Raw genomic sequence first — 16,823 nt, forward strand, 5'->3', positions numbered from 1 at the left:
TACAGTATCGAGGTTTTAGTCTGGCGTCCACGCCTTCTATCGCGACGCGGAACCCTGTGGGAGCTGGCTTGCCAGCGATGAGGCCGGCATGAACAAGGATGTTGTCTGTTCCGGCCAAATCGCTGGCAAGCCAGCTCCCACAGGATTTGTGCAAAGGCACAGCCCTGTGGAAGACCGTGCGACTACTCCGAAGGCTTCTTCAACTTCGGATTCGGGAAGAACTGCACCGTCTGCACCGCAGGCTTCGGCGCTTTCAGTGCATCCTGGTTGACCCGCGTGCCCAGCTCCTTCGGCACCGACAAGCCCTGCTCGTTGAGGGTGTCAGTGAAGCCGCAGGCCACGCACTCGCGATGCGGCGTGCCATCCACGCTCCACATCTTCAACTTGTCCGGCTCGCTACACGCCGGGCAGACCGCCCCGGCGATAAAGCGTTTCTTGGTCGTGGTCATGCCGCCAAGTCCTCGCTCAGGCCGCTGTGGCGCAGCAGGGCGTCGATGGACGGCTCGCGACCACGGAAGTCGACGAACAGCAGCATCGGTTCCTGCGAACCACCACGGGCCAGGATCGCTTCACGGAAGGCCCGGCCGGTCTCGGCGTTGAGTACACCTTCTTCCTCGAAGCGCGAGAAGGCGTCGGCGGACAGCACTTCAGCCCACTTGTAGCTGTAGTAACCGGCCGCGTAACCACCGGCGAAGATATGCGCAAAGCTGTTGGGGAAGCGGTTGTACGCCGGCGGACGCATGACCGATACCTCGTCACGCACGCCTTCGAGCACTTCCAGCACGCTGCGGCCGTCGCCGTGGCGGGCATGCAGTTCGAAGTCGAACAGCGAGAACTCCAGTTGGCGGACCATCATCAGGCCGGACTGGAAGTTCTTCGCCGCCAGCATTTTCTCCAGCAGGTCCTGGGGCAGCGGTTCGCCGCTTTCGTAGTGACCGGAGATCAGCGCCAGGCCTTCCGGCTCCCAGCACCAGTTCTCCATGAACTGACTCGGCAGCTCGACCGCATCCCAGGCCACGCCGTTGATGCCGGACACGCCCGCATGCTCGATGCGGGTCAGCAGGTGGTGCAGGCCATGACCGAATTCGTGGAACAGGGTGGTCACTTCATCGTGGGTCAGCAGCGCCGGCTTGCCGGGTGCGGCCGGGGTGAAGTTGCACACCAGGTTGGCCACCGGGCTCTGCAGCTCGCCCTCGGCGGTGCGGCGACGGTCGCGGGCGCCATCCATCCAGGCACCGCCACGCTTGTTGGCGCGGGCATAGAGGTCGAAGAAGAAGCGCCCGACATGCTGGCCGTTTTCCTTGATCTCGAACAGACGCACGTCCGGGTGCCAGGTGTCGAAGCCCTTCTGCTCGGCGATCTCGATGCCGTACAGGCGCTGGACGATGGCGAACAGGCCGGACAGCACCTTGTCGATCGGGAAGTAGGCGCGGAGGATTTCCTGGGAGACGCTGTAGCGCTGTTCGCGCAGCTTCTCGCCGTAGAAACCGCTGTCCCAGCTTTGCAGGTCGGCGCAGCCTTGCTCGGCGGCGTAGGCCTTGAGCTGGGCCAGGTCCTGGGCGGCGTAGGGTTTGCTGCGCTGCGCCAGGTTGCGCAGGAAGCCCAGCACCTGGTCGCTGGATTCGGCCATCTTGGTCGCCAGGCTCAGCTCGGCGAAGTTGGCGAAGCCGAGCAGCCCGGCCAGTTCCTGACGCAGGTCGAGGATGTCGTGCATCACTGGGCCGTTGTCGAACTGGCCGGCATTCGGGCCCTGGTCGGAGGCACGGGTGCAGTACGCGGCGTAGACCTCTTCGCGCAGGGCGCGGTCGGTGGCGTAGGTCATCACCGCGTAGTAGCTGGGGAATTCCAGGCTGATCAGCCAGCCGTCGAGGCCCTTGGCCTGGGCGGCGGCGGCCATTTGTGCCTTGGCCGAGTCGGTCAGGCCGGCGAGGGCGGCTTCATCGGTGACGTGCTTGGTCCAGGCCTGGGTGGCGTCGAGCAACTGGTTGGAGAAGCGGCTGCCCAGCTCGGACAGCTTGCTCTGCACCTCGGCGTAGCGCTTCTGCTGCTCCGGCGGCAGGTCGATACCCGACAGGCGGAAGTCACGCAGGGCGTGTTCGAGGATGGTTTTCTGCGCTACGTCGAAGCCGGCGGCTTCAGGGCTGGCGGCCAGCGCCTCGTAGGCCTGGAACAGCTCGCGGTTCTGCCCCAGTTCGGTGGAATAGGCGCTCAGGGCCGGCAGGCAGGCCTCGTAGGCTTCGCGCAGTTCGGCGCTGTTGCACACGGCGTTGAGGTGGCTGACGGGGCTCCAGGCCGCGCCGAGGCGGTCGTTGAGCTCGTCCATCGCCAGCACCAGGCCGGCCCAGGTCGGGTTGCTGGCCTGGGTCTTGAGAATCTCGGCAATGGCATTGCGGTTGTCGGCCAGGATCTGTTCAATCGCCGGCAGCACGTGCTCGGCACGGATCGCCGAGAAGGGCGGCAGGTCATAGGACTGCAGAAGCGGGTTGTTCGCACTCACGGTTAGACACCTTGGCAGAAGAAACACCGGGCCATCTTAATTACAATCGCCGTCGCCCGCAGCTAATTAGGGCTAGAGAGGTTTCCTATTCATGGCTATTCGCACCTACCAGCAGCACACGCCCCGGCTCGGTGAACGCGCCTTCGTCGACCGCAGCGCGGTGGTCATCGGCGATGTCGAGATCGGCGACGACAGCTCGGTCTGGCCGCTGACGGTGATCCGCGGCGACATGCACCGCATCCGCATCGGCGCGCGCACCAGCGTGCAGGACGCCAGCGTGCTGCACATCACCCACGCCGGGCCGTTCAACCCCGACGGCTTCCCGCTGCTGATCGGCGACGACGTGACCATCGGCCACAAGGTCATGCTCCACGGCTGCACCCTCGGCAACCGCATCCTGGTGGGCATGGGCAGCACCATCATGGATGGCGCCATCGTCGAGGACGAAGTGATCATCGGTGCCGGCAGCCTGGTGCCGCCGGGCAAGCGCCTGGAAAGCGGTTTCCTCTACGTCGGCAGCCCGGTGAAGCAGGCGCGGCCGCTGACCGACAAGGAACGCGCGTTCTTCCCCTACAGCGCCGCCAACTACGTGCGCCTCAAGGACCAGCACCTCGCCGAAGGCTACGACCAGCCCGAGTGACGTCCCCCATTTCCAGCGAGACCGACATGCACCAGCAGAACATCCTCTTCGACCTCGACGGCACCCTGACCGACCCGCGCGAAGGCATCACCCGTTCCATCCAGTTCGCCCTGGCCAAGCTCGGCATCGACGAGCCCGACCTGACCCGCCTCGAGCACTTCATCGGCCCGCCGCTGCTGCAGGCGTTCATGCAGTTCTACAGCTTCGACGAGGCGAAAGCCTGGGAGGCGGTGAATTTCTACCGTGAACGTTTCAAGGTCACCGGGCTGTACGAGAACCGCGTGTTCGACGGCGTTGGCGAACTGCTGGGCGAACTGCAAGGGCAGGGCCGCACCCTGTATATCGCCACCTCCAAACCCTGGGTGTTTGCCCGGGAGATCGCCCGGCATTTCGACTTTGCCAAGCACTTCAAGGTGATCTACGGCAGCGAGCTGGATGGGACGCGGACCAACAAGGTCGAGCTGATCGGGCACCTGCTGGCGGAAGAGGGACTGGATCCGGCGCAGACCCTGATGATCGGTGATCGCAAGCATGACCTGATCGGCGCGCGCAGCAACGGGCTGGAAGCAGTTGCGGTGGGGTATGGGTTTGGTAGCCGGGAAGAGTTGGTGGCGGAGCAGCCGGCGTATCACTTCAAGACGCTGGCGCAGATGCACACAGCATTCACGGCCAGCCGCTGAACCTGTAGGAGCGTGGCTTGCCCGCGAAGGACCGCGCAGCGGTCCCAAAAATTGTGTTGTCGCCACAAATCTGGGACCGCTGCCGCGGTCCTTCGCGGGCAAGCCACGCTCCTACCGGGATAGCGCTGATTTGAGGATTTTTTGTCGGTCAGCAAACGGCAACGACCCCGCCTCCTCCACCCGCCGATAAAACTGCTCCCAATCCCCACCCACCTCGGCAAACAACCCGGCAAACGCCGGCACCCACTGGTCATACAGCCCGAACGGCAGCAGCTTGGCGTTATTCATCGGCCCATTGATCCACCCATCGAAACGCCCGACCCTGCCCCATTCGCCGTCCCGCAACTGCCGATACTCCACGCGCAAGCGCTCGAACTCCGCCTGCTTCGCCGCGCGCATCGCCGTCGCCTCCAGCGACTGCGCATACAGTTTCCTGAGCCGCTCACGACACGCCAGCACCAGCGCCACGAATTGGTCGCGCTGCTTGCCGCCGTCCACCACCGGCGCCGGCAGCCCCCGCGCCGCCCGCCATTGCCGGGTGCCTTCCTGCTCGACGAAGGTGGCGAAGGATTCGTTGAACGCGGTGTCGTCCTTCACATAGAAACGCTGGTGCGCCAGCTCATGGAAAATCACCGTGGCCAGACGCTCGTCGCCCCAACTGACCATGGAATTGAGGATCGGGTCATCGAACCAGCCCAGGGTCGAATAGGCCTCGACCCCGCCGATATACACATCCTGCCCGTCGAGTTTCTGCAACGCCGCCGCACCGCGCGCGCCCGACTGGCTGTAATAGCCGCGATAGGCCACGCAGCCGGCGACGGGGAAGCAGTGGGTAACAGGCTCGAGGGAAAACTCCGGCGTGGCGAACACATTCCACACCACGTAGGGCCGGCCGATATCGGCATACACCCGGTAACTGCGGTTGTCCGGCAATTTCAGGTGCTCGCTGGCAAACACCCGGGCCTGCTGCGAACGCTGCAAATGCTGGCGCAACGCAGGATCGGTGGCGGGATTGGCAATGACTTCAGGCACCGGCTCCCGGGCCCGCAACAGTTGCCATTGCCCGCTGGCGAGCTGGCTGTAATAGCCGAGGCTGCTGCAACCGTTCAGCAGGCCAAGCGCCAGGACGGGAACAAATACCCGAAAAACGCGGTCGAGTGCCCCGGAGCTTGAGCGCAGCAGAAGAAGAATTCGAATCATGCGTGGGGTGGTCTCGCTCAAGTCCGTATCGCTTCAAGACTATCCTGCCCGCCCGGAGTTTTGCCATGCGTACGATGCTCGCCGCCAGCACCCTGCTGGCGCTCGCCGGTTGTGCCGGCCTGCCCGATCCGGACCCGTCCCAGGCCTGGGTCGATCTTGCTCCCGGTCACGACCAGACCCTGCACGCTGTCGAAGTGGACGACCGTGCCTGGGATGACAAACGCTATTTCCAGGTCTCCCCGGGCAATCACCAGCTCACTGTGCGTTATCTGTTCGCCGTGGCTCCGACCAATATCGGCCCGGTCAGCGAACCGCTGTGGCGCGATTGCCAGCTCAACCTGAAATTCAACGACTTCAGCGCCGGCCAGCGTTATCGCCTGGAGACCGGCACCATCGGCTTCCGGCCTTGGGCCAAGCTGTATGACGAACAGAGCAAGGTGGTCGGACGCGGCCTGCCGGCGGGTTGTCAGCGCACCTGAGGGCGCTATGCTTGTGCTTTATATCGCTCGCCTGCGGAGACCATCATGCGACAGCCAGCGATGTTGCTCGCCTTCAGCACCCTCGGCGCCTGCGCCACGCCCATGCCGCCGGTCGACCAGAACCAGGCCTGGGTCGATTTCTACACCATCACGCCCGGCAAGCTGGTCATGGCTGAACGCCTGGATGGCAAGCGGCTCACCGACGGCCGCTTCTTCCAGGTCACGCCGGGCAAGCACGAGCTGGTGGTGCGCTTCGACTACGAGATCAACACCGGGGTCTTCACCACCGACCCGACCGAACGCACCTGCTACCTGACCGTCGAATACGACGGGTTCCAGGCCGGCCAGCGCTATCGCCTGGAGGCCCGCGCCGTGGCCATGCAGCCCAACGCCCGGCTGTACAACGCCGAGCGCCAGGTGCTGGCAGAGGAACGGTTGATCCACTGCGTACCGTGAATCAGTTGCCGTTGCGCTGGTAGACGATCTTCCTGGTGCCGTTTTCGCAGCTGCCCACGACCATGTTCTGGTCGTGGACTTCGCTGTTGGGCACGATCTCCAGGGTGTAGGAGGTCACGCCCCGCGCCTGGATCTTGGCCTCGATTTCCGCTTTCAGTTCCTCGCACGGCTTGACCGCGGCGGAAGCATTGGCGGCCAGCAGCGACGCCAGTACAGCGATTGCAATACGGATCATGAGCAGTTTCCTCGTGGCAAAAAACGTCAGCCAACTCCTGTTGGACCGGCGCAGCATGCCACGGTTCTGCTATCAGGACTGCAAGGTCGCATCCAGGCTGATCTTCGCGTTGAGCACCTTGGACACCGGGCAACCGGCCTTGGCCTTGTTCGCCAGCTCCTGGAACTGCTCATTGCTGGCGCCGGGGACCTTGGCCTTGAGGATCAGGTGCACGGCAGTGATGGCAAAGCCATCAGGTTGCTTGTCCAGGGTCACTTCGGCGGTGGTATCGATGTTGTCGGGCTTCAGGCCGGCCTCGCCGAGGATCATCGACAGGGCCATGGAGAAGCAGCCGGCGTGGGCGGCGCCGATCAGCTCTTCCGGGTTGCTCCCCGGCGTGCCTTCGAACCGCGTATTGAAACCGTAGGGGATCTGCTTGAGCGCGCCGCTTTCGGTGGAAATGGTGCCCTTGCCATCCTTCAGGCCACCTTGCCAGTGAGCCGATGCCGTCTTTTTCATGATGCCTCCTGGGGTTGTCGGCGCGGTCGGCGCCGTTCCTGAATTCAGAGGCCTGGCCCCCGGGCAAGTTCAGCCCGTTTGGCCACTCGGGGATTGATTCCCCGGCAAGTGCCCCCACAGAAGCAACAAAGGCCGTCTGTTCCGGCGGCTTCCGTTTGCCCTGGAGACCCCATGAAGCGACTCGCGGATATCAAGATTTCCACCCTCGACCTGGTGCCGGTGCGCCAGGACGGCGGCCCGGCGCAGGCCCTGCGCAACTCCCTGGACCTGGCGCAACACGTTGAACGCTTTGGCTATCACCGCTTCTGGGTGGCCGAGCACCACAACATGGATGGCATCGCCAGTTCGGCGACGTCCGTGCTGCTCGGCTACCTGGCCGGCGGTACCTCGAGCATCCGCCTCGGCTCCGGCGGGGTGATGCTGCCCAACCATGCGCCGCTGGTGATCGCCGAGCAGTTCGGCACCCTCGCCAGCCTGTATCCGGGCCGGATCGAGCTGGGCCTGGGCCGCGCCCCCGGCTCCGACCAGATGACCGCCCGCGCCCTGCGCCGCGAGCGCTCCGGCAGCGCCGATGATTTTCCGGACGATGTGCTGGAACTGATGCGCTACCTCGGCCCGCGCACCCCTGATCAAAAAGTGATCGCCGTGCCGGGGCACGACACCAACGTGCCGATCTGGCTGCTCGGCTCCAGCCTGTTCAGTGCCCAACTGGCCGGCCAGCTGGGCTTGCCCTACGCCTTCGCCTCGCACTTCGCGCCGCGCTACATGCATGAAGCGATTCGCGTCTACCGCAATCACTTCCAGCCGTCGGCGGTGCTCGATGAGCCTTACGTGATGCTCGGTGTGCCGATGGTGGTGGCGGATACCGACGAGCAGGCCGACTACCTGGCGACCTCGGTGTACCAGCGCATCCTCGCCCTGATGCGCGGCCAGAGCCTGATGCAGAAACCGCCGGTGCCGACCATGAACGGCCTGTGGCTGCCTCATGAGCGGGATGCGGTGGGGGATTTCCTCGGCCTGGCGATGATCGGCAGTCCGCAGAAGGTGAAGGCCAAGCTGGAGGTGCTGCTGGAGCAGACCGGGGCGGATGAGCTGATCTTTACCTCGGACCTGTATGAACATGCGGACCGGGTGCGCTCGTATGAGTTGATGGCCCAGACTGTGCTCGGCAGTTAGGCACCAATCGCTGGCAAGCCAGCTCCCACAGGTTCAGCGGCGCCGCGGACACTGTGGGAGCTGGCTTGCCAGCGATTAGGCCCTGAAAATCACCCGCGCTTGTAGACGATTTCCTTGGTCCCGGCCTCACAGGACCCAACCACATGACCGCCCCCGGCGCCCTTCGCCACCACCTCGAGCGAATAATGCTGAACCCCCTTGGCATCCAGCTTCGCCGCGATCTCGCTCTTCAGCTCTTCACACGGCTTGCCCGCCGCCATCGCCGTACCGGCCAACCCCATCAACGCTACTGCCAGCATCATCTTCTTCATTGATCGCTCTCCTTGTTGGACCAAAACGACAAAGGCCCCGGTCCCCCCGGAGCCCTGCCTATCAAACCTGCTCTTCATTTCAACTGTTGGCGATGCGGAACCCGACTTTCAGGGTTACCTGGAAATGCGCCGCCTTGTTGTCGCGGATATGCCCGCGGGTGTCCACCACTTCGAACCATTCCAGATGCTTGATGCTCTTGCCGGCTTCGGCCAGGGCATTGTTGATCGCATCCTCGATGCTGGTGGGGGACGAGCCGACAAGCTCGATCTTCTTGTAGGTGTGATGATCGGACATTCGCTGTTCTCCTTCGGAAGGTGCGGGGATAGAGCCTAGCAGCGCCGGGCCGTTTTACCTCTGAGCCGACGCCACAGCGAAACGTTCGATCGCACTTTCCAGAGCCGGTGCAGTCGGAACCTACACACCTCACTCAACCCTGAAGGAGACACACCATGGCCAATAGCTCGCTACGCAAAGCCGCGCTGCAAAGCATGGAAGCGGAAATCGAAAGCCTGCTCAAATCTCTGGAAAGCCTGAAAGACGATGCGTCGGACGAGTCGCGCAAGACCCTCAAAGCCCTGCGCAGCAACGCCGAGAACGCCCTGCGTCATTCCCGCAGCCTGCTTGGCGACGCTTATGAAGAGGTGAAGACCAAGACCCGCGAGACCGGCATCGCCACCCGCGACTACGCCCAGGAACACCCCTGGACCACCGCCGGTGTGGCCGTCGGCGCCCTGGGCCTGCTGGCCGCCTACCTGCTGTGCAAGCGCGGCGATTGATCGCCCTGTTGCGCCAGTTCTGCGCGCAACCAGCCTGCCAGTTGCTCAGCGCGCCCGTCCGCGGCGCGTCGCGGCACCCACAGCACCAGTGACGCCTGGGTCTGGCTGAACCCCCACGGGGCAGCCAGGCGCCCGGCGCGCAGGTCGTCGGCGACCAGCGGTTGCGGCGCGATCGCCACACCCAAGCCCGCCATCGCCGCCTCCAGCAAGTAATACAGATGCTCGAACCCCTGACCGTAGCGCAATGCGCCGGGGTCCAGGTCGTGCTGGCGCGCCCAGTCCGGCCAGGCCTGCGGACGTGAGGTGGTGTGCAACAGGGTTTCTTCGCGCAGGGCGTCGGCCGGCGCCTGGCGCAGGCGTTCGAAGCCCGGGAAATGCGGGCTGAGCACCGGACCGACGGACTCTCGCGCCAGCTCGTAGACCTGCATATCCGCCGGCCACGGCGGTTCGGCGAACACCAGCAGCGCGTCCAGGCCCGGCCGACGCGGGTCGAGATCGCCTTCGCCGGCCGACAGGTGCAAGCGCAGGTCCGGCAGATCAGCCTTCAAACGCCCGAGGCGGGGAATGAACCAGCGCGCCAGCAGACTCCCCGAACAACCCAGGACGAACGGCGCATCGGCCCCGCTCTGGCTCAGCTCGGCGCAGACCACCCGCAGCCGCTCGAATGCCTCGCCGCTGACCTCGCGAAGCCGTAACCCGGCATCTGTGAGTTTGATGCCGCGCCCGTCCTTGACGAACAGGCTCACCCCGAGATGGCTCTCCAGCGCCTTCAACTGACGACTGACAGCCCCGTGGGTCACATGCAGTTGCTCCGCCGCCTGGCTGACGCTGCCGAGACGGGCGGTGACTTCGAACGCCCTGAGGGCATTCAGTGGTGGCAGTTCCCTGGACATGACGTGTGAGTTTTCCTGACAGGTTGCGGCGATCTTATCGGTTTTCAGCGGCGCCTGTCGTGGTTAGAGTAGGACCATTGTCAGCCAAATCCTTCCCTACGGAGCGACCCATGACCCAGACCAACCTTCGCAGCGGCCCCGACGCCAACGGCCTGTTCGGCGCCTTCGGCGGCCGCTACGTGGCGGAAACCCTGATGCCGCTGGTCCTCGACCTGGCCCGCGAATACGAAGCGGCCAAGGCCGACCCGGAATTCCTCGAGCAACTGGCCTACTTCCAGCGCGACTACATCGGCCGCCCGAACCCGCTGTACTTCGCCGAACGCCTGACCGAGCACCTCGGCGGCGCGAAGATCTTCTTCAAGCGTGAAGAGCTGAACCACACCGGCGCGCACAAGGTGAACAACTGCATCGGCCAGGTCCTGCTGGCCAAGCGCATGGGCAAGAAGCGCCTGATCGCCGAAACCGGCGCCGGCATGCACGGCGTGGCCACCGCCACCGTCGCCGCACGTTTCGGCCTGCCGTGCGTGATCTACATGGGCGCCACCGACATCGAGCGCCAGCAGGCCAACGTGTTCCGCATGAAGCTGCTGGGCGCCGAGATCGTCCCGGTCACCGCCGGCACCGGCACCCTGAAGGACGCGATGAACGAAGCCCTGCGCGACTGGGTGACCAACGTCGACGACACCTTCTACCTGATCGGCACCGTGGCCGGTCCGCACCCGTACCCGGCGATGGTCCGTGACTTCCAGTCGATCATCGGCAAGGAAACCCGCGCCCAGCTGCACGAGAAGGAAGGTCGCCTGCCGGACAGCCTGATCGCCTGCGTCGGCGGCGGCTCCAACGCCATGGGCCTGTTCCACGACTTCCTCGATGATGCCAGCGTGCAGATCATCGGCGTCGAAGCCGGCGGTCACGGCGTCGATACCGACAAGCACGCGGCCAGCCTCAACGGCGGCGTACCGGGCGTGCTGCACGGCAACCGCACCTACCTGCTGCAGGACGCCGACGGCCAGATCACCGACGCCCACTCGATTTCCGCCGGCCTCGACTACCCGGGCATCGGCCCAGAGCACTCGTGGTTGCATGAGATCAAGCGCGTTGACTACGTCAGCATCACCGACGACGAAGCCCTCGACGCGTTCCACGCCTGCTGCCGCCTGGAAGGCATCATCCCCGCACTGGAGAGCTCGCACGCCCTGGCCGAAGCCATCAAGCGCGCGCCGACCCTGCCCAAGGACCACCTGATGGTGATCTGCCTGTCCGGCCGTGGCGACAAAGACATGCAAACCGTAATGAGCCATATGGCCGCGCAGGAGAAGCAGGCATGAGCCGTCTCGAACAACGTTTTTCCGAGCTGAAGCAGGAAGGCCGTGCGGCCCTGGTGACCTTCGTCACCGCTGGCGACCCGGGTTACGACGCTTCGCTGAAGATCCTCAAGGGCCTGCCGGCGGCGGGTGCCGACGTGATCGAACTGGGCATGCCGTTCACCGACCCGATGGCCGATGGCGTGGCCATCCAGCTGGCGACCCTGCGCGCCCTGGACGCCGGCCAGACCCTGGCCAAGACCCTGCAGATGGTTCGAGAATTCCGGGTCGACAACCAGACCACGCCGATCGTGCTGATGGGCTACTACAACCCGATCCACCGCTTTGGCGTCGCCGAGTTCGTGGCCCAGGCCAATGAAGCCGGTGTCGATGGCCTGATCATCGTCGACCTGCCGCCGGAGCACGACGCCGAGCTGGCGACTCCGGCCCAGGCCGCGGGTATCGACTTCATTCGCCTGACCACCCCGACTACTGACGATGCGCGTCTGCCGCGGGTACTGGAGCGCAGTTCCGGGTTCGTCTACTACGTGTCGGTTGCCGGCGTGACCGGTGCCGGTTCGGCGACCACCGAGCATGTGACCGAGGCGGTGGCGCGGCTGCGTCGGCATACCGATCTGCCGATCAGTGTTGGTTTCGGGATTCGTACCCCGGAGCAGGCTGCGGCGATCGCCCGGCTGGCAGATGGTGTGGTAGTGGGTTCGGCGCTGGTGGACAAGATAGCTACCGCTGCCAGCCCGGAGCAGGCTGTGGATAACGTCCTGGCGCTGTGTTCGGCCCTGGCTGAAGGCGTGCGCGGCGCGCGCAAATCTTAAGGCCTTTCCGCTGAACCTGTGGGAGCTGGCTTGCCAGCGATGACGTTGGTGAATTCACCATCGCAATCGCTGGCAAGCCAGCTCCCACAGGGTTATGCACAGGCCCGAAGAATGAAGGTCACTCGAAGATCGACAGATCCAGCGGCCTGATCCCCCCCATCCAGATCGCATGATCCCGGTGGTCCGCCAGCTCATCCCCGGTCAGCGGATGCAGGAACACCACCAACCCCTTCCGATACAGCGCCAGCCACGGCAACACCACCCCGATCAACTCCGGCGCGAACGCCAACTGGCAGCTCCAGTCCGGATGCGGCCCCACCGGCTGCCGGTGCATGCGGCCCATGGTCACCGGAAACAGCTGCGCCGTCTCCTCGCACAGTTCCCGCGCCTGCTCGAAGGTGCTGGCGTCGTAATAAACATGGGCGTGATAGCCCTTGATCCTTTCCACACTCACTCCTGAATCACGCAAATCGACCGACCCGGACTATACCGGTAGCCGCGATTGTTCTTCACCCAGCCATTCGACGAATCGCTCGACCAGCGTACTACGCCTTTTACGCAAAGGACGTACTACGTAGTATCCGTTTTCAGAACGAATCGACGCATCCAGCGGACGGCGCAGCAAACCCTGATCGAGCAGGGCATCGACCAGGTAGCGCCAGCCGATCGCCACGCCCTGGCCGCCGATCGCGGCCTGGATCAGCAGGGTGTAGTTGTCGAAACGCAGGTGCCCGGGGTTGGGCGGGCCGGGCAATTCCAGCTCGCGGAACACCCCATTCCAGTCGAACCAGCGGCTCGCCGACTCGCCGCGCAGGTGCAGCAAAGGCAGTTTCAGCAGCGCGTCGGGCGCCAGCGGCAGGGCCTTTCCGTCCAGCAAACGCGGGCTGCAGACCGGAAAAACCTCCTCGTCGAACAGCCAGGTGCTCTCGCCCTGGCGAAAGCGCCCGTCACCGAACAGCACCGCCACATCGATATCCGGGCGCAGCATGGCGTGGCTGCGCTCGCTGGTGACCAGGCTCACGTCAACGTGCGGGTTGGCCTGGTGGAAACGCTGCAAACGGGGCATCAGCCAGTACGCGGCAAAGGCGAAGTCGGTGGCCACCCGCAGCACTTCATGCTGGTCACGGCCCACCACCTGGGCCACACCTTCATCGATAGTGAGCATGCCCATGTGTACTTGCTCGTACAGCAGTACACCGGCCTCGGTCAGCTCTATTCCGCGGTAGATCCGGTCGAACAGGCGGGCGCCCAACTGTTCTTCCAGGCGCTTGATCTGCTGGCTCACCGCCGGCTGGGTGGTCCCCAGTTCGACGGCCGCCGCCGTGAAGCTGCGCAACCGCGCTGCCACCTCGAACACCCGCAATACATCCAGCGACATCCCGCCCAGGCCTTCAAACATAAGCTCAGCTAATCCTAGTCATTGCCCGGCATGGGCTTTACCCAAGTTATGCACAGCTTCACTCTGGATTCCAGCTGCTTCCCATAACGCCTGACGATGGAATGCCGTGACCTTATGAACGCCAAGAACATTCTTTTCATCATGGCCGACCAGATGGCCGCGCCACTGCTGCCGATCTACGCGCCATCGCCGATCAAGATGCCGAACCTCAGCCGCCTGGCCGCCGAGGGCGTGGTCTTCGACTCGGCCTACTGCAACAGCCCGCTGTGCGCGCCGTCGCGCTTCACCCTGGTCAGTGGCCAGTTGCCGAGCAAGATCGGCGCCTACGACAACGCCGCCGATTTCCCCGCTGATATCCCTACCTACGCCCACTACCTGCGCCGCCTCGGCTACCGCACGGCGCTGTCGGGCAAGATGCATTTCTGCGGTCCGGACCAGCTGCACGGCTACGAGGAGCGCCTGACCAGCGACATCTACCCCGCGGACTACGGCTGGGCGGTGAACTGGGACGCCCCGGACGAGCGCCCGAGCTGGTACCACAACATGTCCTCGGTGCTGCAGGCCGGGCCCTGCGTGCGCACCAACCAGCTGGATTTCGACGAAGAGGTGGTGTTCAAGGCGCAGCAGTACCTGTACGACCACGTCCGTGAGGGCGGTGAGCGGCCGTTCTGCCTCACCGTGTCCATGACCCACCCGCACGACCCGTACACCATTCCCAAGGCGTTCTGGGACCTCTACAGCGATGACGCCATCCCCATGCCCCACGTGCCGTTCAGCCAGGACGAGCTGGACCCGCACTCGCAGCGTCTGCTCAAGGTCTACGACCTGTGGGACAAGCCGCTGCCCGTGGACAAGATCCGCGACGCCCGCCGCGCCTATTTCGGTGCCTGCAGCTACATCGACGCCAATATCGGCAAGCTGCTGGCGACCCTCGAGGAAACCGGCCTGGCGCAAGACACCCTGATCGTCTTCTCCGGCGACCACGGCGACATGCTTGGCGAGCGCGGGCTCTGGTACAAAATGCACTGGTTCGAGATGTCCGCCCGGGTGCCGCTGCTGGTGCATGCGCCGGGGCAGTTCGCGCCGGGCCGGGTCGAGGCCAGCGTGTCCACCTGCGATCTGTTGCCTACGCTGGTCGAGCTGGCCGGAGGCCGGGTGGAAGGCGACCTGCCGCTGGATGGCCGCTCGCTGCTCGGTCACCTGAAAGGCGAGGGCGGTCACGACGAAGTGATTGGCGAGTACATGGCCGAGGGCACCATCAGCCCGCTGATGATGATCCGCCGCGGACCGTGGAAATTCATCTACAGCGAGGACGACCCCTGCCTGCTCTACAACCTCGACAGCGACCCGCGCGAGCTCGACAACCTGGCCGCCCATCCGCAGCATGCCGAACGGGTCGTGGACTTCCTCAAGGAAGCCCGCCAGCGCTGGAACATCCCGCAATTGCGCGAGCAAGTCCTGGCCAGCCAGCGGCGGCGGCGCTTCGTCGCCGGCGCGCTGTCCACCGGCACCCTGAAGAGCTGGGACCACCAGCCCATGGTCGATGCCAGCCAGCAGTACATGCGCAACCACATCGATCTCGACGATCTCGAACGCAAGGCACGTTATCCACAACCAGGCCATTAATTATGCGAGGACGGAGCATGAAAGGGTTATCCACAAGCGTTATCGCGGTTGTCTGTACCCTCACTGTCGGTGCCGTGCAGGCCGACGACAGCAAGTGCGACACGGTGAAGATGGCCGACCCGGGCTGGAGCGATATCGCCGCCACCAATGCGGTGGCCCGCGTGCTGCTGGAAGGCGCGGGCTACCAGGTCAAGGTCGACGCCCTGGCGGTACCGATCATCTACGGCGGCCTCAAGGACGGCCTGGTGGACGCCTTCCTCGGCAACTGGATGCCGGCGCAGCAGGGCTTCCACGACAAGTTCGTCGCCAGCGGCGAGGTCACCCAGCTGGCGCGCAACCTCGAAGGCACCGAGTTCACCCTGGCCGTACCGGAGTACGTCTGGCAATCCGGGGTCAAGGACTTCGCCGACCTGCAGAAGCGTGCCGGCGAGTTCGACAAAAAGCTCTACGGCATCGGCTCCGGCGCCCCGGCCAACCTCTCGCTGCAATCGATCATCGACAAGAACGAATTCAACCTTGGCGGCTGGAAGCTGGTGGAATCCAGCGAGCAGGCGATGCTGGCCCAGGTGCAGCGGGCGGTGAAGCGCGAGAAGCCGATCGTCTTCCTCGGCTGGACGCCGCACCCGATGAACGTGCAGTTGAAGATGCGCTACCTCACCGGCGGCGAGAAATGGTTCGGCAGCAGCGGCAGCGTCTACACCCTGACCCGCAAAGGTTATGCACAGGCCTGCCCCAATCCGGCAAAGCTGCTGGCGAACCTGACCTTCAGCCTGGAGATGGAGAACACCATCATGGCCAATGTCGTGGATAACAAGGTCAGCAATGAAGAGGCGGCGAAGGCGTGGATCCGGGCCAATCCTGCCGTGCTTGAGGGATGGTTGCAGGGGGTGAAGACCCGTGAGGGTGGGGATGCGCTGGCGGCGGTGCAGGCGAAGCTTTGAACGCTTGCTAGTTCAGTTATCAACTGTGCACAACTGATATTTCTGTCAGTTGTGCATGGTCGCGCATGAGATTAGCGTTGAGGTTACAGGGCGGTTATTTTGAGTTCGCTCTTCTTTATCAGAGTGCCCAAGCAGGCAGAGGCAATAAGCTAGAAGATTCAGGAGAGACATAATGAACATGATGAGAGGATCATCTTTTGCGGCTTTTTTCATAATGTCACTTGGCATCAATACCGACTCATATGCCTACGACCCCACCAATATGCCGGTTAACTGCTTTCCTTCTTCCTATCATTATCAAAATTATTTATATCTCCGAGACAGCTACTTGGAAAGTCCGGACACCCGAGGCGCTGAGCTTCGCGAGGCCCTGCTGATGATTCCACCAATAAAAATTAATGTAAAACAGACCCAGCAGTCCTCTGGTAGCCCGATAACCTTTGATGCAAGTGGTTCCACCGTACCGAGCAATGAAGCAGAGTACCAGTGGGGCTCGTATGAAGCTTTCTCAGATAGCGCGACAAAGACAATGCCAGGCGGAACCCCTGGTAGCTACAGCAATATAGTTTTAACGGTCAGAGACAAACGCTGTGATATGCAGGACTCGACGCGAATCACCGTTACCAGCAAGTAGTCCCTCTCATCGCTGGAGCTGAGCAAATACCCCAGCTCCAACGCTGTCGCAAAAAGCCACGAAAACACTCCGATTTCCGACTTTCTTGTAGGCAATTTCCCAAGCATACTCCGGCGGCCTTTCAGTTGTTGCGTACGGGGGAAACCGTGCCTAGTCTTGGCCGGTCGCTGCCAACTCAGCGACCGGTTTTGACAGACCGCCCTGAATCCCCCTGTAGCCGCAGCTGCTTATGGCAGCTGTGCGT

General features: G+C 63.8%; 21 protein-coding genes. 11 read left to right on the forward strand and 10 right to left on the reverse strand.

Annotation, left to right across the window (positions count from 1 at the left end):
• Nucleotides 1-182 precede the first annotated feature (182 nt).
• Both AC2CQI_RS20185 and prlC read right to left on the reverse strand, forming a co-directional pair.
• Nucleotides 183-449 carry a YheV family putative zinc ribbon protein gene (locus AC2CQI_RS20185; RefSeq protein WP_075802026.1) on the reverse strand — a complete coding sequence of 89 codons (267 nt, stop codon included), beginning with the start codon at nt 447-449 and terminating at the stop codon, nt 183-185.
• On the reverse strand, nt 446-2,497 hold the full coding sequence (prlC, locus tag AC2CQI_RS20190) for an oligopeptidase A (RefSeq protein ID WP_484577685.1): 2,052 nt from the start codon (nt 2,495-2,497) through the stop codon (nt 446-448). The genes AC2CQI_RS20185 and prlC overlap by 4 nt, the downstream gene beginning before the upstream one ends.
• Nucleotides 2,498-2,588: 91 nt before the next feature.
• Here prlC and AC2CQI_RS20195 point away from each other — a divergent pair, with 91 nt between their 5' ends.
• Together AC2CQI_RS20195 and AC2CQI_RS20200 are read left to right on the forward strand one after the other, a co-directional pair.
• A complete protein-coding gene (locus AC2CQI_RS20195; protein ID WP_110969890.1) occupies nt 2,589-3,137 on the forward strand; it encodes a gamma carbonic anhydrase family protein in 549 nt (182 codons plus the stop codon).
• A gap of 26 nt (nt 3,138-3,163) precedes the next feature.
• A complete protein-coding gene (locus AC2CQI_RS20200) occupies nt 3,164-3,817 on the forward strand; it encodes an HAD family hydrolase (RefSeq protein ID WP_484580646.1) in 654 nt (217 codons plus the stop codon).
• A gap of 111 nt (nt 3,818-3,928) precedes the next feature.
• Here AC2CQI_RS20200 and AC2CQI_RS20205 read toward each other — a convergent pair whose 3' ends face one another.
• Nucleotides 3,929-5,017, reverse strand: a complete 1,089-nt coding sequence (locus tag AC2CQI_RS20205; RefSeq protein ID WP_484577686.1) for an aminopeptidase — start codon at nt 5,015-5,017, stop codon at nt 3,929-3,931.
• Between the two features lie 65 nt (nt 5,018-5,082).
• Here AC2CQI_RS20205 and AC2CQI_RS20210 point away from each other — a divergent pair, with 65 nt between their 5' ends.
• Nucleotides 5,083-5,496 (forward strand): PA0061/PA0062 family lipoprotein, encoded by a 414-nt coding sequence (locus AC2CQI_RS20210; protein ID WP_075802029.1) that lies wholly within the window; start codon nt 5,083-5,085, stop codon nt 5,494-5,496.
• A 45-nt stretch (nt 5,497-5,541) separates the two neighbouring features.
• The gene (locus AC2CQI_RS20215) at nt 5,542-5,952 is read left to right on the forward strand and encodes a PA0061/PA0062 family lipoprotein (RefSeq protein ID WP_075802030.1); all 411 of its coding nucleotides are present in this window, start codon (nt 5,542-5,544) and stop codon (nt 5,950-5,952) included.
• 1 nt (nt 5,953) lies between these two features.
• Here the strand turns inward: AC2CQI_RS20215 and AC2CQI_RS20220 are convergent, their stop codons facing one another.
• Nucleotides 5,954-6,187 carry a DUF1161 domain-containing protein gene (locus tag AC2CQI_RS20220; RefSeq protein WP_075802031.1) on the reverse strand — a complete coding sequence of 78 codons (234 nt, stop codon included), beginning with the start codon at nt 6,185-6,187 and terminating at the stop codon, nt 5,954-5,956.
• Between the two features lie 72 nt (nt 6,188-6,259).
• Nucleotides 6,260-6,685, reverse strand: coding sequence for an OsmC family protein (locus AC2CQI_RS20225; protein WP_484577687.1), 426 nt, complete (start codon nt 6,683-6,685; stop codon nt 6,260-6,262).
• 171 nt (nt 6,686-6,856) lie between these two features.
• On the opposite strand from AC2CQI_RS20225, the gene AC2CQI_RS20230 reads away from it, so the two are divergent.
• A complete protein-coding gene (locus AC2CQI_RS20230) occupies nt 6,857-7,861 on the forward strand; it encodes an LLM class flavin-dependent oxidoreductase (protein ID WP_484577688.1) in 1,005 nt (334 codons plus the stop codon).
• A gap of 89 nt (nt 7,862-7,950) precedes the next feature.
• Here the strand turns inward: AC2CQI_RS20230 and AC2CQI_RS20235 are convergent, their stop codons facing one another.
• Nucleotides 7,951-8,172 carry a DUF1161 domain-containing protein gene (locus AC2CQI_RS20235; protein ID WP_075802034.1) on the reverse strand — a complete coding sequence of 74 codons (222 nt, stop codon included), beginning with the start codon at nt 8,170-8,172 and terminating at the stop codon, nt 7,951-7,953.
• Between the two features lie 79 nt (nt 8,173-8,251).
• Complete coding sequence (locus tag AC2CQI_RS20240; protein WP_042121737.1) at nt 8,252-8,467, reverse strand: dodecin; 216 nt, start codon at nt 8,465-8,467, stop codon at nt 8,252-8,254.
• A gap of 155 nt (nt 8,468-8,622) precedes the next feature.
• Here AC2CQI_RS20240 and AC2CQI_RS20245 point away from each other — a divergent pair, with 155 nt between their 5' ends.
• On the forward strand, nt 8,623-8,949 hold the full coding sequence (locus AC2CQI_RS20245; RefSeq protein ID WP_075802035.1) for an ElaB/YgaM/YqjD family protein: 327 nt from the start codon (nt 8,623-8,625) through the stop codon (nt 8,947-8,949).
• Here the strand turns inward: AC2CQI_RS20245 and AC2CQI_RS20250 are convergent.
• Nucleotides 8,922-9,842, reverse strand: coding sequence for a LysR family transcriptional regulator (locus tag AC2CQI_RS20250; protein WP_484577689.1), 921 nt, complete (start codon nt 9,840-9,842; stop codon nt 8,922-8,924). The two genes, AC2CQI_RS20245 and AC2CQI_RS20250, sit on opposite strands and share 28 nt — an antisense overlap.
• Nucleotides 9,843-9,952: 110 nt before the next feature.
• Here AC2CQI_RS20250 and trpB point away from each other — a divergent pair, with 110 nt between their 5' ends.
• Both trpB and trpA read left to right on the forward strand, forming a co-directional pair.
• Nucleotides 9,953-11,170, forward strand: a complete 1,218-nt coding sequence (trpB, locus tag AC2CQI_RS20255) for a tryptophan synthase subunit beta (protein WP_075802037.1) — start codon at nt 9,953-9,955, stop codon at nt 11,168-11,170.
• Nucleotides 11,167-11,979, forward strand: coding sequence for a tryptophan synthase subunit alpha (gene trpA, locus AC2CQI_RS20260; RefSeq protein ID WP_484577690.1), 813 nt, complete (start codon nt 11,167-11,169; stop codon nt 11,977-11,979). Before trpB ends, trpA begins: the two co-directional genes overlap by 4 nt.
• Nucleotides 11,980-12,097: 118 nt before the next feature.
• Here the strand turns inward: trpA and AC2CQI_RS20265 are convergent, their stop codons facing one another.
• Entirely contained in the window at nt 12,098-12,427 is a 330-nt protein-coding gene (locus AC2CQI_RS20265) for a DOPA 4,5-dioxygenase family protein (protein WP_484577691.1), read from the reverse strand.
• Between the two features lie 36 nt (nt 12,428-12,463).
• Nucleotides 12,464-13,378 carry a choline sulfate utilization transcriptional regulator gene (locus AC2CQI_RS20270; protein WP_484577692.1) on the reverse strand — a complete coding sequence of 305 codons (915 nt, stop codon included), beginning with the start codon at nt 13,376-13,378 and terminating at the stop codon, nt 12,464-12,466.
• 114 nt (nt 13,379-13,492) lie between these two features.
• Here AC2CQI_RS20270 and betC point away from each other — a divergent pair, with 114 nt between their 5' ends.
• From betC to AC2CQI_RS20285, 3 genes are all read left to right on the forward strand, one after another.
• The gene (gene betC, locus AC2CQI_RS20275; RefSeq protein WP_484577693.1) at nt 13,493-15,004 is read left to right on the forward strand and encodes a choline-sulfatase; all 1,512 of its coding nucleotides are present in this window, start codon (nt 13,493-13,495) and stop codon (nt 15,002-15,004) included.
• A gap of 17 nt (nt 15,005-15,021) precedes the next feature.
• The gene (choX, locus tag AC2CQI_RS20280) at nt 15,022-15,945 is read left to right on the forward strand and encodes a choline ABC transporter substrate-binding protein (RefSeq protein ID WP_484577694.1); all 924 of its coding nucleotides are present in this window, start codon (nt 15,022-15,024) and stop codon (nt 15,943-15,945) included.
• Nucleotides 15,946-16,117: 172 nt separating this feature from the next.
• Nucleotides 16,118-16,579 carry a hypothetical protein gene (locus tag AC2CQI_RS20285; protein ID WP_484577695.1) on the forward strand — a complete coding sequence of 154 codons (462 nt, stop codon included), beginning with the start codon at nt 16,118-16,120 and terminating at the stop codon, nt 16,577-16,579.
• The last annotated feature ends 244 nt before the right edge of the window (nt 16,580-16,823 follow it).

Source organism: Pseudomonas sp. P2S-1 (genome assembly GCF_057197725.1).